The sequence below is a fragment of the Metabacillus mesotrionivorans genome, assembly GCF_052171315.1.
Classification (GTDB): domain Bacteria; phylum Bacillota; class Bacilli; order Bacillales; family Bacillaceae; genus Bacillus_P.
Genome location: NZ_JBQMFF010000002.1, coordinates 851193 through 864198, shown reverse-complemented (window position 1 = coordinate 864198; position 13006 = coordinate 851193). Strand labels below are relative to the sequence as shown.

The following is a 13006-nucleotide window of genomic DNA, read 5'->3' as shown; positions in this document are numbered from 1 at the left end:
AATACTTTTATATATCATTTGCTTAAAAATATTGGAGGGCGTGAAAATGCTTCATTTTAAAGATTCCCCGGATACAATGGTTATCACAATAAAACAAATAATGGATAGAACGCAAACTGTATTGTATGTATCTCACGATAAAGAAGACGGAATGTGGCAATTTCTTGATGGATCGATGGTATTTGATACAGACGACGCAAGAATAGTTACTCTTGAAGAAATGATAGAGATTGATGATTCCCTTGCTTCGATTTCGGATTTACCTCACGGCTGGATTGCGGAGAGAGACGATAGAAAGGCAATTTGGAAAAGGCGTAAAAAACAATAACTTTACTTATATTTCGGTCCGATTGCAGCGGATTTTTTAAACTATATAATCAGCCACTTTAGCTGAAAATTGCTGAACTATTGATTAAATAAGCGAAATTCTACTTCATTTAGTTGTAAATGAAAGTGAGTGAAATATATGATATTTCAAAATGAAAAACTGATCGTTCGTGAACTAGAATCAAAAGATAATTATTTGTTAGCAAAATGGCTTTCAAACTCAATCGTTTTAAAATATTACGAAGGCAGGGACAATCCTTTTGATTTAGAAAAGGTTAATAAAACGTTTTATAACCGCGAGAGTGATGTTACTCGCTGTATGATTGAATACGAAGGAAAAGAAATTGGATACATACAATATTACCTTTTAGATGAGAAGTCCAGTAAAACATACGGTTTTGATGGAAAAGAAACTATTTATGGAACTGACCAATTTATTGGAGAAATTGACTACTGGAATAAAGGGATTGGAAAACTTCTTGTGAATTCAATGGTCATATTTCTAGTAGGACAAAAACAAGCTGATAGAGTAGTCATGGACCCACAAACCTGGAATGAGAGAGCCATTAAGTGTTATGAAAGTTGTGGATTTAAAAAGGTGAAACTTCTTCCTGAACATGAATTTCATGAGGGAGAATATCGTGATTGTTGGCTGATTGAATATAAAAAATCTAGTTAGTATCTATTAAACAATTCAGGATTAAATGGAATAAGAAAGAGAACTCCTTTCTTAAGCTGGAGTTCCTTTTTTTTCTTTTCCCGGGTGAACTGTTGCGAAATCAAAGACGCTTAAGGTCATTCCCATCTGTTACGTGACTAAGCCAAACCCATTTGTACATCGAAAGTAGGATAGTCATTCCTCCAAACAGCTGAAGCCTTTCCTTCTTAAAACAAGTAAGCTGGAAATAACAGCCGAATTAATTGTTAAAGAACCAGATGGACTTATTTCATTTTCACTAATAGAGAGACCCAGATACAAAGCTATGTAATTACAATTAAAGGGTGAGACTAGATGAATTACGTACAAGTACGTATAGCTAGACCAACAAACAAATTAAAGGAAATCGTTCGGTTTTATGGAGAAGGATTAGGGTTGAAACAAATCGGGCAATTTCAAAATCATGAAGGCTATGACGGGGTTATGTTTGGCATTCCAGATGCATCCTACCATTTGGAATTCACTCAGCATATAGAAGGAAGTCCGTGTCCAGCTCCAACAAAAGATAATTTACTTGTTTTCTATATTCCTGTTCAAGATGAAATTCAGCTTTTACATAGCCGTTTGACAACAATGGGCTACAAGGCGGTCGAACCTGAAAATCCTTACTGGAAAGAATCTGGCGTTACGATTGAAGATCCAGATGGCTGGCGTATTGTTTTAATGTGTACTAAAGGTATTTAGTTGAAGTTTTTTATAAAAAAACAAAGGAACTTCTAAGTTGGAAGTTCCTTACATATAACGACTCGCAATTCTTGCTAAATTATGCCCACACAAAATCAACGAATTCTAGCCTTGCGAAATCCATTGAACACATTGAATGCCGCAGACAGTATATAGATGATGATCGCGCTTCCGACAAGCCATGTGTGAAATTCCACAGCTGAGGTGTTAAATAATTTGCTCATATACGCAATAAACTCTTGGTTCATTACCTTTGAATTGCTTAATATGATAAGGAATACAACTGTTCCGATAAGTTCAAGAGCAGCAGTAAAGATGGCCATTTTCTTTGTCCATTGCCCCTTGATCAGTTTGTAAAGAGATAATGCTATTTCGAGGGCAACAATCACGAGAACTATTGGCCAGTACTGAAATAATACTTCTTGATTTAAGGCTGGAATCAAAAATTTGAGACCCGCTTCTCCGCTTTCATAGATACCCAAAAGGTGATTTGCATAGAAGTAAAAGGCTGCCCAAATCGCCGTCCACATTAAATACCCAAACACTTCAAGTTTTGTAATGGCTTTTTTCTTGGGGATATAAGGAATGTTCTTCAGATCATCGGGTGTCCACTTTTTCAAACTTGCGGATAGTGGCTGCTGGTCTTTTTCTTTATCCGTTCTTTCGATGATGACGAAAACGAGCGTAAGCCAGAAAAAGGTGTGGATGCTTACTTCGATCATTTTCCCAATTCCAAAGCCGGTTATAGCTAAAACCGCATCAATGACTGTTTCTCCGCTGGGAAACCCCATAACATATTCTGCGATAACAGAAATCAGGGAAATAGCAGCAGCTATAGGCAAGATCATTTTCAATAAAGAGACATACACATCATAATAGCGCGGTCCAATTAGATGCATGGGCTGATCCCGGTATCCGCTGGCTAACGCTGCGGGATTTCCCAGTTTTTCAAGAACCGCATGTGCATCTTCCTCATTGTAATTAGCGGGCAGCATATCCTCAATGGTTGACCGCAGCTCAAGGGCGATATCCTGACGGTTTTTTTCAGGCAGCCTGTGAGTGACTTCATGTATATAAACCTCAATCACATTCATCTTCGTTCTCTCCTTTTACCAAACGATAAAGTTCTTTCGTATTTTTTAACCATTCTTGTTTCAGCTGCAAAAAAATGTCCAGTCCGTATTCGCTTAATACGTAATATTTGCGGGGCCTGCTTTCGGAAGTGTCCCAGCTGCTTGTGACTAATTCCTGTTTTTCTAGACGGCGAAGCAATGGATATAAGGTGCTTTGATCGATGTTTATGCCTGATTCCTCCAGTAACTGTACAAGTGAATAGCCATATTGTGGTGACCGTAATTGACTTAAAACGGCCAATGTCAGCGTTCCTCTCCTAAGCTCTGTCGATAATGAATTCAATAACGTGCTCATTCACCCACCTCGTTTTTAAATACTGTATGACACACACTATTTGTCTTATGCTATGTGACATACACTATTGTGGTTACAGGAATAATGGAAAATAGTCAGTTGATTTAGTGAAAAACAGTTTAGACCTTTGGATGCTGCATGAAATGCAAAAAAGCGCTGATCCTTGTGATAGGAAAGCGCTTGGTAATGAAAAATATTCGGAGGCTAATGTATTCTAAAAGCATCACCCTTGGATGTCTTTAATACTTCTTCCTCCTAAAAAAGCATGTCCTGTCTTCAGTTTTGCAACAGTCTTAAACCCATATTTCTGATACACTTTTTCAATGTTTTCGTTAATCGGAAATACCCAGAGTTTCTCCAGGCCCTGTCTCACAACCTCTGTCTGTATGTAACGAATCAGCTCGCCGATTAAACCTCTGCCCCTGTATTCTTTCAGAGTTGCTACACTTTCCATCCTAGCCTGCTGGCCACTTATAAATAGACAGGCTGTTGCACAGGCTGTGCCATTAAAGCGGAGGATATAGTGTACAAAGCTTGGATGATTAAATTCTCCTTCAAAAGCCTTTTCCCTGACGGCTTTGCCCCCAAATTCGGTAATGCTGCACTCTATGTCCAATGCTTCAGAATAATTGTCTTTTGTGACCACTTCAATAGTAACTGCCTCATCCATTTCTTTCTCCGAAATCACTTGATCCCACAATTGAACAGGGCTGATTAATTCTTCAAATCCAAAATGATTCTTCTTCAGAAGGTTGACCAATTCCTGTTGAGCTTCCAGGTTGTAGATGTAAAACCTCGGAATGATTTTCTTAGATTGATAGAAATTCATGACTTCATTAATCACTAGTTGAGGCTGCTCACTAACCTGGTCGATATGAGCATGATTGGCATCGTAATAAGAAGGCTGATTTTCGTTGCAGAACAAGGCTCCCCAATCGGTGTCTGTCCGGGTAGTGAAGGTTTCCAGATAGGCAAAATCCAGTTTGAATATATCTTGTATGCTTGTCATAGTCGTTACCCCTGTATGTTAATATAGTTGATGAATAACCAAATTATAGCATACTGCGTTTTTATGAGTTTATCGCGAAAGCAGCAGAATATATTTTAGTAGCATAGTTAATTGAAAGAATGATGTTTTGGAGGCTGTATTTTGAAAATATATACGTATGAAAAAAACTGTCCAACATTGGAAGAATACAAATACCTGTGCGAATTGGTGGGCTGGACCGAACATATGAATTTTGAAGCGGCGGAAACATCTTTGAAGAATTCTATTTTCGGGGTTACCGTAAAAGATCAAGACCAAGTGATAGGTATGGGGAGAATTGTTGGTGATGGCGCAATTTATTTCTATATTCAAGATCTGGTGGTTCATCCTGACTATCAAAAAAGCGGTATTGGCAAAGAAATGATGAACATGCTGACCGAATATTTGAATCAAAATGCCCCGGATAAGGCGTTTGTCGGTTTGTTTGCCTCGCAGGGTAAAGGACCGTTCTATGAAAAATATGACTTTAAAGATTATTCACCGAACATGACAGGGATGTTTACTGTCATTTCAAAAAAATAATAGAATGCATGAGTAAAAAGATCGGTCCGCATGTTTAGGGACCGATCTTTTTAGTAAATTCAAAACCCCTCCACCTCTAAACTTCCCGTACTTCTGTACCCGAAAAGCGATCATGAGGAAGGACGGCACCTTCTTGGGCTTCAAACGTTTTCCGGTTTTTTATGTAATCAAATGTACTCAATGTATCCCTGTAGGCCATCCTTTTAATAATTTGGCGGGAAGTCAGTTCTGAACCATCCTCATTTTCAAGGGTCAGCCCCATTTTTTTGTAGCCGGCGGTTTGACCGCTTTTACGCAGCTGTGCGTACTCGAGTGTCCACATGACGATAGTCGGTGTGAGCAGTGTATGTACTGCTTCGCTTTTGACTTTTTTGCGCAGGAAATACTCAACTCCAGCTGTTACAGCGCTTGAGATCGCCAAGTCTATTAGAATCGCTTTTGTCCGTTTTTTTGTTAATGATTTCAACGGTATACCTCCTCTTTTTTAGTGACAAGTACTTAGATGGATATCAGGCCGGAAAGATTCCTGCTCCGTCCGGATGTAACCATTTATTGTTTGATGAACCACAAATTCGGCTGGCTTTGGAGGGGTCCCGGGACTTTATACCTCCTCGTTTGAGTCAAATCTCCTGATGGCAATTTCTTGGTTGTACCTCTCGCCCCAGTCTCTCATAAGGTGGATTATGGGTTCCAATGTAAGTCCGAAATCAGTTAATGAGTATTCAACTTTTGGGGGAACTTCTTTGAAGATCTCTCTATGCACAACACCGTCTTTTTCTAATTCGCGAAGCTGAAGAGTCAGCATCCGCTGTGTAATCTCGGGCATCAATCTCCGGAATTCATTAAATCGTTTTGTACCTGAGAGCAAATGAAACAAAATGACGCCCTTCCATTTTCCCCCGATTACATCTAAGGTTGCTTCGACAGGGCAGCCATATGGAGCCGGACAGTCTGAATAGGGGTTATATGAATTTTCCATTGGAATCCCTCCATGATGCATTAGTATAAAAAAGGATACTATCCCACAAGAATGTGCGTACTTACATATCGAACAAATATGTCTTATCATAGCAAATGTAGCGGGGTAAATAAAGGTTGCCGCTGCCAAATGAATAATGGAAGTCGTCATTACGTTAAAAATATAGAAGGGATGATAGATCATGAACACTATGAAAGCTGTTGGATTGTACCGTTACTTGCCAATTGAAAATGAGGAAAGCCTGCTTGATCTTCAAGTTGAAAAGCCAGCAGCAAAAGGGAAGGACCTGCTTGTCCGCGTAAAAGCTGTATCCGTTAATCCTGTTGATACTAAAGTCCGGGCACCAAAAGACAAAACAGAGAAATACCCGAAAGTTCTTGGATGGGATGTATCAGGAGTTGTGGAGGAAACAGGCCCTGATTGCACCCTTTTTCAGCAGGGAGATGAAGTGTACTATGCTGGTGACATCACTCGTCAGGGAGGAAACAGCGAATACCACCTCATAGACGAAAGAATTGTCGGCAGAAAGCCTAAATCGCTTGATTTTGCTGAAGCTGCAGCACTCCCTTTAACCTCGATCACTGCCTATGAAGCGCTGTTTGATCGTCTGGACATCAGCCAAAAAATTGGAGAAAACAGTGGGAAAACCTTGTTAATCATTGGTGCTGCAGGAGGAGTTGGATCTATTGCAACCCAACTGGCAAAAAAAGCAGGACTTACTGTTATTGGAACTGCTTCAAGACCTGAATCAGCTGCCTGGATTAAAAATCACGGGGCCGATTATTCAATCAATCATTTTGAAGATTTTGTTCCTCAATTAGAAAGAATCGGTTTTAAAGACGTGCATTATATTCTATGTTTAAATACTACGGAGAAACACTGGGCCAATATGGCAAGCGCTATTGCACCTCAGGGCAAAATTTGCTCAATTGTCGAAACAGAAGAGTTGCTCGATCTGACGCTGCTTAAGAATAAAAGTGCAGCTTTTGTCTGGGAGCTGATGTTTACTAGATCCATGTTTCAGACAGAAGACATGATAGAACAGCACAATCTTTTAAACAGAGTTGCTGAGATGATTGATGCGAATGAAATAAAAACGACCCTAAATAAGCGATTATCGCCTATAAATGCAGAAAACATACGGAAAGCACATTCCCTTCTTGAGGAAGGAAAGACGATTGGAAAAGTAGTAGTCGAACATTTTTGACAATAGTTCTAGTAAAATTGGCTGTTTCATAAGGGCAGCCACCTTATACAATGAAAGTAATAAAGACGCTTTGTGCTCCTATTCATACGTCCATTCTTCAACTTTTCCCCGTTTTCATGTATTCTAGAGGTACTAGAATGCGGATGAGGTGAAGCTTCATGGATTTGCTGTTTTTAGGGACAGGTGCCGGGATGCCGGCAAAAGCGAGAAACGTTACGTCGGTTGCGCTGCGGCTGCTTGAGGAGCGGCAGGCGGTCTGGCTGTTTGACTGCGGGGAGGCCACGCAGCATCAGATCCTGCATACAAGCATTAGACCGAGAAAAATAGAGAAGATATTCATCACCCATATGCACGGGGATCATATATACGGTCTTCCGGGTCTGCTTGGAAGCCGCTCGTTTCAGGGAGGGGAAGAACCGCTAGTGATTTATGGTCCATTGGGCATAAAAGACTATGTGGAAGTTTCTCTGAAGTTAAGTTATACGCATTTAAAATATCCGCTTGAAATCGTGGAATTTGAAGACGGGACTGTTTTTGAAGACAGCCAGTTTAAAGTAGAGGCCAAGAGGCTTTCCCATGGGGTGCCGTCCTACGGATACAGGATCACGGAAAAGGATCTGCCCGGCATGCTCATGGTGGATAAGCTGAAAGAAGCGGGTGTTCAGCCAGGACCGCTCTACAAGAAATTGAAAGAAGGAGAATCGGTCACGCTTGAGGACGGACGGACACTGCACGGGCAGGACTTTCTGGGTGCTCCTAAAAAAGGCAGAATCGTTACGATTCTTGGTGATACAAGAACTTGCCCTCAGGTAGAGGAGCTTGCGGCAAATGCCGACCTCCTTGTGCATGAATCAACGTTCGGCAAGGATGATGAACAGCTTGCATATGAGTATTTTCATTCCTCCACTACTCAGGCCGCCAGAGCTGCCCTGAATGCAGGTGTGAAAAAATTGGTTCTCACACATATCAGCGCCCGGTATCAGAATGAGGATCAGCTTACTCTTTTAAGCGAAGCGTCGGCTATTTTCCCGAATACTTCTGTTGCAGAAGATTTTTCATGTTTTGAGGTGGAGAGACATGACAGCTAAACACCTCTATTTGGTCCGCCACTGTCAGGCGCATGGTCAGGAGGTTTCTGCCTCTCTGACCGAAGTTGGGTTTCAGCAGGCTGAAAGGCTTGTTTCTTTTTTTGAAGGGAAAAAAATAGACCGGATTCTCTCAAGTCCGTTTCGCCGTGCAATCCAAACCGCTGGGCCGCTTGCTGCTGCGAGGGGACTTGAAATTGAACGGGATGACAGACTGGCAGAGCGGGTCATGAGCGGAACAGATATGGCAGACTGGAAAGAGAAATTGAAGGAAACGTTTGATGATTTTTCCCTCGCTTTTGACGGAGGAGAATCAAATGAATCAGGCATAAAGCGGGTAAGCTCGCTCATTTGCGATTTGCTGGCAGCTGAGGAGATGCACCTCGTTTTAGTCAGCCATGGAAATCTGTCTGCGCTTTTGCTTAGATTCTTTGAAGAGAGCTATGGATATGACCACATGATGAAGATGAGCAATCCGGATGTTTTCCATATTGAATTAAATGAAGGTAAAGCAAACATTCGCCGGATATGGAGTTGACAACTTTGGGCAGAGAAGATAGAATGTTCTTATCAAATCGTAACTATTACGTTTTATTTTTAGGAGGAACATTCATGAGAGTCAACGTTACACTTCAATGCACAGAGTCAGGGGACCGCAATTACATTACAACTAAGAACAAACGCAACAATCCGGACCGTCTGGAGCTGATAAAATATTCTCCGCGCCTTAAAAAAGTAACGGTGCACCGCGAAACAAAGTAAGAATTCACAGGGAACTCATCGGAATATGATGAAGTTCCTTTTTTCTTGCCCGGAATTAGCGAAATCCCTCGCATGATTTCTCCTTGACTCAAAAGGAATACAGCACAAAGACCTAGAATATAAAAAGGTAAGAAGACAGAAAGAGAAGGGGGAATAGGATGAATAAATACCGCATTTATTTAGGCTTGTTCATTTGTTTTGGCCTGGCATTTGTGATCTGGTCCATGACAGAAATCTCTCACTCCTACGACGAACCCCTTGAAGCTCTCAAACAGACAAAGCAGGATATGGAAGTCATCATTCCAGCCTACAATATCAACGACGAAGCCCTCTATTTCTTCATTGATGAAAACGATCAGCTCGGTACGGCATTTATGAAACAAGGTATTTACGGGTGGAAAGCAGGCGTGATTTCAGCCAGCCCCCAGCAAAAAATGCAGGCGGATCAAAAACTCATTGACTACCATGTGTACGATAATTCCATGATATACGGTCTTCTTTCTGACACAGAAGGAGCACTCGAAGTGAACGTAAACGGTGCACCGGCACGGACACTTGAAGTTGGTGCCATGCTCGAGCAGGAAGTAGCGCAAAAACATAACCTCAAGGATAAAATCCTCTGGTATTACCAGCAGAAAGATCCGATGCCTGAAGGTGTGAAAACGCTGAAAAACAGTGTCATTGTTCTGAATAAAAAAGGGTTTTAGCGCTGAAGCTTCCAAGGCTTCTTTTTTTTGGCTGCATACTGACTTGTTTTGATGGCAGCTGGATGAGGGTACACTTCATCACAAAAGGTTTATTACTTAGATGAAAGGAGTGCTGCTCAATGCCTGAAGGCCCGGAAATCCGGCGTGCAGCCGACCAGATTGAAAAAGCTCTTCTTCCGCTGCCGGTAGGAGAGGTGTCCTTTGCATTTGACCATCTGAAAGATTACGAACCTCTTTTTGAAGGGGCGCGAGTTGAAAAAGTAGAGACAAAAGGAAAAGCGATGCTGATCCGCTTCAACAACGGCTACACCATCTATTCCCACAACCAGCTGTACGGGAAATGGGTTGTCCGAAATGCCTATACATACCCTAAAACAAACCGGATTCTCAGACTCGCCATTCACAACGAGAAAAAATCGGCTCTACTCTACAGCGCCTCTGACATTGAGGTTCTCAGAGACAGTGAAGTGCCGGCTCATCCGTTCATCTGTAAAGCAGGTCCTGATGTCCTGAACGACGACATCACGCCTGAGGATTTATTTTACCGTTTCATGGACAAGCGCTTTTTCCGGAGAAGATGGTCAGCCCTTCTTTTAGATCAGGGATTTGTAGCCGGAATCGGAAACTACCTTCGAAGCGAAATCCTGTATGCGGCAAAAATCCATCCGGACCTGAGACCCGTCGACTGCACAGAAGAGCAGCTTCGCGCAGCCGCTGAAGCCATCATCAGCATCACGGTCCAATCCTACAGGCACAAGGGAATTACAAATGACCTTGAGCTTGCCGAAAAGCTTAAAAAGCAGGGTGAAAAGAGGTCCCAGTACCGCCACTGGGTTTTCAACCGCGAGGGAAGGCCCTGCCGGAAAGACGGAACGGAAATTGTGAAGATTATCGCTTCATCCAGGCGGGTGTATTACTGCCCGGAGTGTCAGAAAAGGGGAGAATGAGTGGGAAAACCATATGAGAACAGGTTTACAGGATGCGAAACAAGCATCCTGTTTTTTATAGGGTGTTCTGTCTTGCTGTGATTGTGTTTTCTATTTAGTTAATGAGTTTAATAGGCAAGTTAATTTGAGAAACTTGCGCCGTTGATTTGCTGATTTAGTTATAAGAAAATTTCTTCAAAAGTGGAGACTTTTAATGACACTGGAATATTTTCTGAACGCACGAACAATTATCCATTATATAATCAGAAATAAGTATATCTAGGTTTTTTTAACCATATATCTAAATTGAAGAGCGGCTTACAAGCTAGTTTTTTTATTTTTTCTTAAATTTTTAGGTAATAAGAATTAAAAAATGGAAATATTGGGTTATTTCATAGTATGATTAAATTGTTCTTAATATGGAATAGGGGAGAGGTTGTCTATGAGTAAAAAAAATATTGTTTCTTTGTTGGCAGTTGGCGGGTTGGCGCTTGGATTATCTGCAGGTAGCGCTAGTGCTCAAGGCGATGAATTTGAGCTTTCGAAAAAAACGAATGAAACTCAAATGATAAAGGAGAAACCATTATCTCAAGATCTTATTAATTCCCGTGGTTTTGAAGAATTAGAGAAAGATATAAAAAACTCAGAATCTTACTTGCAAAAAACCCTGGCCAAAATGGGGATGATGTCGACTTCATCTGCTAGTAATGATGAGGATTATATTTTAGAAGCAGAGTATAACGATACCTTTAATACGGCTAATTCAAGTTCCTACGATAAGCCAACCATCGGGCAATTGCTTCCTTTGTATGATGTTGATTTCCACAAGGTAGTGGTCCCGGTAAATGGTGTCTTGCTTCTAGCTGGCACTACAAATTCATATGCTATTGATCTGGGCTTTGCTGCAACTCAAAAAGATTTCGTTAACAGTGACAAACTGGTGTATATAGGCACGGAAGTTGAGGATGGGGTTGTTTATCAGGCATATCAGGCCAAAGGTGGTACATACTATGCTGCCGTCTATGATATGGACAATGATTATTATGACGACAATACTGAAGATGATTTATATGCGATTGCCACTGGATTTGTAGACAATGTTCCTCCAAATGCACCTACAGTAAACAGAGTTGATAACAATGACGTATCTGTAACTGGCAAAGGAGAATCAGGCGCGACCATTACTGTTAAAAACGGAAGCACTGTACTAGGATCTGCTAAAGCAGCATCAAATGGCAGTTATTCAGTAAAAATAGCTGCACAAAAAACGGGTGCCAAATTAACTGTGACAGCTAAAGATAAAGCTGGAAACTTAAGTGTAACTGTGAATGCCACAGTGGTAGATGGCACTCCACCGAGTAAGCCCACAGTGAATAAGGTTGATAATAATGATAAAGTAGTAACAGGTAAAGCCGAGGCAAATTCTACCGTTGCTGTTAAAAGAGGGAGTTCGGTATTGGGAACTACGAAAGCTGCATCAAATGGAACTTTCTCAATAACCATACCTGTTCAAGGAGCTGGCGCCAAACTTGATGTGACTGCCAAGGACAGCGCCGGAAATGTTAGTCAACCAACTTCTGTTAAAGTAGCTGATGTAATTGCCCCTACAAAGCCGACTGTAAATAAAGTAGATAGTAATGACAAAATTGTAACTGGTAAAGCAGAGTACAATTCAACAATTACTGTAAAGAATGGAAAAACTGTACTTGGAACAAGTAAGACTGCGAAAAGTGGATCATTTTCTGTCTCTATACCTGTCCAAAAAGCAGGAGTAAATCTAACTGTTACTGCTAAAGACGGCGCAGGCAATGTCAGCTCTCCATCCAGCGTTACAGTAATCAAGCATTAGAATTGACAATAATTTATACTAATATTAAAAAAGAGCAGCTTTAAAGCTGCTCTTTCTGTCATTAACGAAGGAGTTGAAGTACTCCCTGAGACGCCTGATTTGCAGAGTTATTGTTTCACCGGCATTTGCGCCATCAAGCAATGCTTTCGTATTTAATTTTTTTAAGTTGATACATTGTCGATTTAAGCAGAAAGCTCTTCTAGTTCAGATTGCATTTTATCAGAGTCATCAGTAGTCAAAGTATCATAAGCTACTTGAGTAGTTAGCTCAGTCATACGCTGTAGCATTGGATGGTGAGTGAGATGAAGGTTTACCAAAAGGATTTTTCAGAAGCTTTTTTAACCAATATCATAACGATTGAAACCGCAATGAAGAGACTGATAGAAAGGTTGCTGCTTGAAAACAAGCCTGTTTTTGCAGAAAAAAAGCTGAACCTGAATGGTGAGTTCTATAGAGAAGGAAACGATCCTTTTCTACCTGATTACCGTTCTTCTGTATCGATTGGCGTTTCTGAAGAAAACGGGGAACTTATTGATTTACATATGATTAAAATTTGGGAGTGCAATCGGGCTTTTTTAGGGTTGACTATCTCAAAGAATATTCCCGGGAGTAATATAAGTGGTGAGTTTCTTGATGAATCGGTTGAAGAAGTTGAAAGTGAGCTAGTAGAGTATATGAGTGATTTTTCAGAAAATAATAATCCAGTAGATTCATAAAAACAACAATGAATTGGTTCAATAGAAATTACTGAGCCTCAGGGAGGA

The 13006-nt window shown here is 40.9% G+C and carries 17 protein-coding genes; 12 read left to right on the top strand and 5 right to left on the bottom strand.

The window, feature by feature from the left end; genetic code table 11:
• The first annotated feature begins 46 nt into the window (after positions 1-46).
• The 3 genes from ACTSEZ_RS09525 (at position 47) to ACTSEZ_RS09515 (ending at position 1729) form a co-directional block, all read left to right on the top strand.
• Positions 47-328: a hypothetical protein gene (locus ACTSEZ_RS09525; RefSeq protein WP_369733953.1), complete on the top strand. Its 282-nt coding sequence runs from the start codon at positions 47-49 to the stop codon at positions 326-328.
• 138 nt (positions 329-466) lie between these two features.
• Positions 467-1006, top strand: coding sequence for a GNAT family N-acetyltransferase (locus tag ACTSEZ_RS09520; RefSeq protein ID WP_369733952.1), 540 nt, complete (start codon positions 467-469; stop codon positions 1004-1006).
• 333 nt (positions 1007-1339) lie between these two features.
• Entirely contained in the window at positions 1340-1729 is a 390-nt protein-coding gene (locus tag ACTSEZ_RS09515) for a VOC family protein (RefSeq protein WP_369733951.1), read from the top strand.
• 95 nt (positions 1730-1824) lie between these two features.
• Here ACTSEZ_RS09515 and ACTSEZ_RS09510 read toward each other — a convergent pair whose 3' ends face one another.
• The 3 genes from ACTSEZ_RS09510 to ACTSEZ_RS09500 form a co-directional block, all read right to left on the bottom strand.
• Positions 1825-2823: an HAAS signaling domain-containing protein gene (locus ACTSEZ_RS09510; RefSeq protein WP_369733949.1), complete on the bottom strand. Its 999-nt coding sequence runs from the start codon at positions 2821-2823 to the stop codon at positions 1825-1827.
• Positions 2810-3157, bottom strand: a complete 348-nt coding sequence (locus tag ACTSEZ_RS09505) for a PadR family transcriptional regulator (RefSeq protein ID WP_369733948.1) — start codon at positions 3155-3157, stop codon at positions 2810-2812. Before ACTSEZ_RS09505 ends, ACTSEZ_RS09510 begins: the two co-directional genes overlap by 14 nt.
• Before the next feature lie 223 nt (positions 3158-3380).
• The gene (locus ACTSEZ_RS09500) at positions 3381-4166 is read right to left on the bottom strand and encodes a GNAT family N-acetyltransferase (RefSeq protein ID WP_369733947.1); all 786 of its coding nucleotides are present in this window, start codon (positions 4164-4166) and stop codon (positions 3381-3383) included.
• Positions 4167-4307: 141 nt separating this feature from the next.
• Between ACTSEZ_RS09500 and ACTSEZ_RS09495 the strand changes: the two genes are divergently transcribed.
• The gene (locus ACTSEZ_RS09495; RefSeq protein WP_369733946.1) at positions 4308-4727 is read left to right on the top strand and encodes a GNAT family N-acetyltransferase; all 420 of its coding nucleotides are present in this window, start codon (positions 4308-4310) and stop codon (positions 4725-4727) included.
• A gap of 76 nt (positions 4728-4803) precedes the next feature.
• Here the strand turns inward: ACTSEZ_RS09495 and ACTSEZ_RS09490 are convergent, their stop codons facing one another.
• Positions 4804-5193, bottom strand: a complete 390-nt coding sequence (locus tag ACTSEZ_RS09490) for an RDD family protein (protein WP_369733945.1) — start codon at positions 5191-5193, stop codon at positions 4804-4806.
• A 135-nt stretch (positions 5194-5328) separates the two neighbouring features.
• Positions 5329-5706, bottom strand: a complete 378-nt coding sequence (locus tag ACTSEZ_RS09485) for a winged helix-turn-helix transcriptional regulator (RefSeq protein WP_369733944.1) — start codon at positions 5704-5706, stop codon at positions 5329-5331.
• Between the two features lie 181 nt (positions 5707-5887).
• Here ACTSEZ_RS09485 and ACTSEZ_RS09480 point away from each other — a divergent pair, with 181 nt between their 5' ends.
• The 8 genes from ACTSEZ_RS09480 to ACTSEZ_RS09445 all read left to right on the top strand — a co-directional run bounded on the left by ACTSEZ_RS09480 (position 5888) and on the right by ACTSEZ_RS09445 (position 12958).
• The gene (locus tag ACTSEZ_RS09480; RefSeq protein ID WP_369733942.1) at positions 5888-6913 is read left to right on the top strand and encodes a zinc-binding alcohol dehydrogenase family protein; all 1026 of its coding nucleotides are present in this window, start codon (positions 5888-5890) and stop codon (positions 6911-6913) included.
• Positions 6914-7071: 158 nt separating this feature from the next.
• A complete protein-coding gene (gene rnz / locus ACTSEZ_RS09475) occupies positions 7072-8001 on the top strand; it encodes a ribonuclease Z (protein WP_369733941.1) in 930 nt (309 codons plus the stop codon).
• Positions 7991-8536 (top strand): histidine phosphatase family protein, encoded by a 546-nt coding sequence (locus tag ACTSEZ_RS09470; protein ID WP_369733940.1) that lies wholly within the window; start codon positions 7991-7993, stop codon positions 8534-8536. The genes rnz and ACTSEZ_RS09470 overlap by 11 nt, the downstream gene beginning before the upstream one ends.
• A 74-nt stretch (positions 8537-8610) precedes the next feature.
• Positions 8611-8760: a 50S ribosomal protein L33 gene (rpmG, locus tag ACTSEZ_RS09465; protein WP_369733939.1), complete on the top strand. Its 150-nt coding sequence runs from the start codon at positions 8611-8613 to the stop codon at positions 8758-8760.
• Between the two features lie 158 nt (positions 8761-8918).
• Positions 8919-9467 (top strand): hypothetical protein, encoded by a 549-nt coding sequence (locus ACTSEZ_RS09460; RefSeq protein ID WP_369733938.1) that lies wholly within the window; start codon positions 8919-8921, stop codon positions 9465-9467.
• A gap of 119 nt (positions 9468-9586) precedes the next feature.
• Positions 9587-10414 carry an endonuclease VIII gene (nei, locus tag ACTSEZ_RS09455; RefSeq protein ID WP_369733937.1) on the top strand — a complete coding sequence of 276 codons (828 nt, stop codon included), beginning with the start codon at positions 9587-9589 and terminating at the stop codon, positions 10412-10414.
• Between the two features lie 421 nt (positions 10415-10835).
• A complete protein-coding gene (locus tag ACTSEZ_RS09450) occupies positions 10836-12242 on the top strand; it encodes an Ig-like domain-containing protein (RefSeq protein ID WP_369733936.1) in 1407 nt (468 codons plus the stop codon).
• Positions 12243-12544: 302 nt separating this feature from the next.
• Positions 12545-12958: a hypothetical protein gene (locus ACTSEZ_RS09445; protein WP_369733935.1), complete on the top strand. Its 414-nt coding sequence runs from the start codon at positions 12545-12547 to the stop codon at positions 12956-12958.
• Positions 12959-13006: the final 48 nt, after the last annotated feature.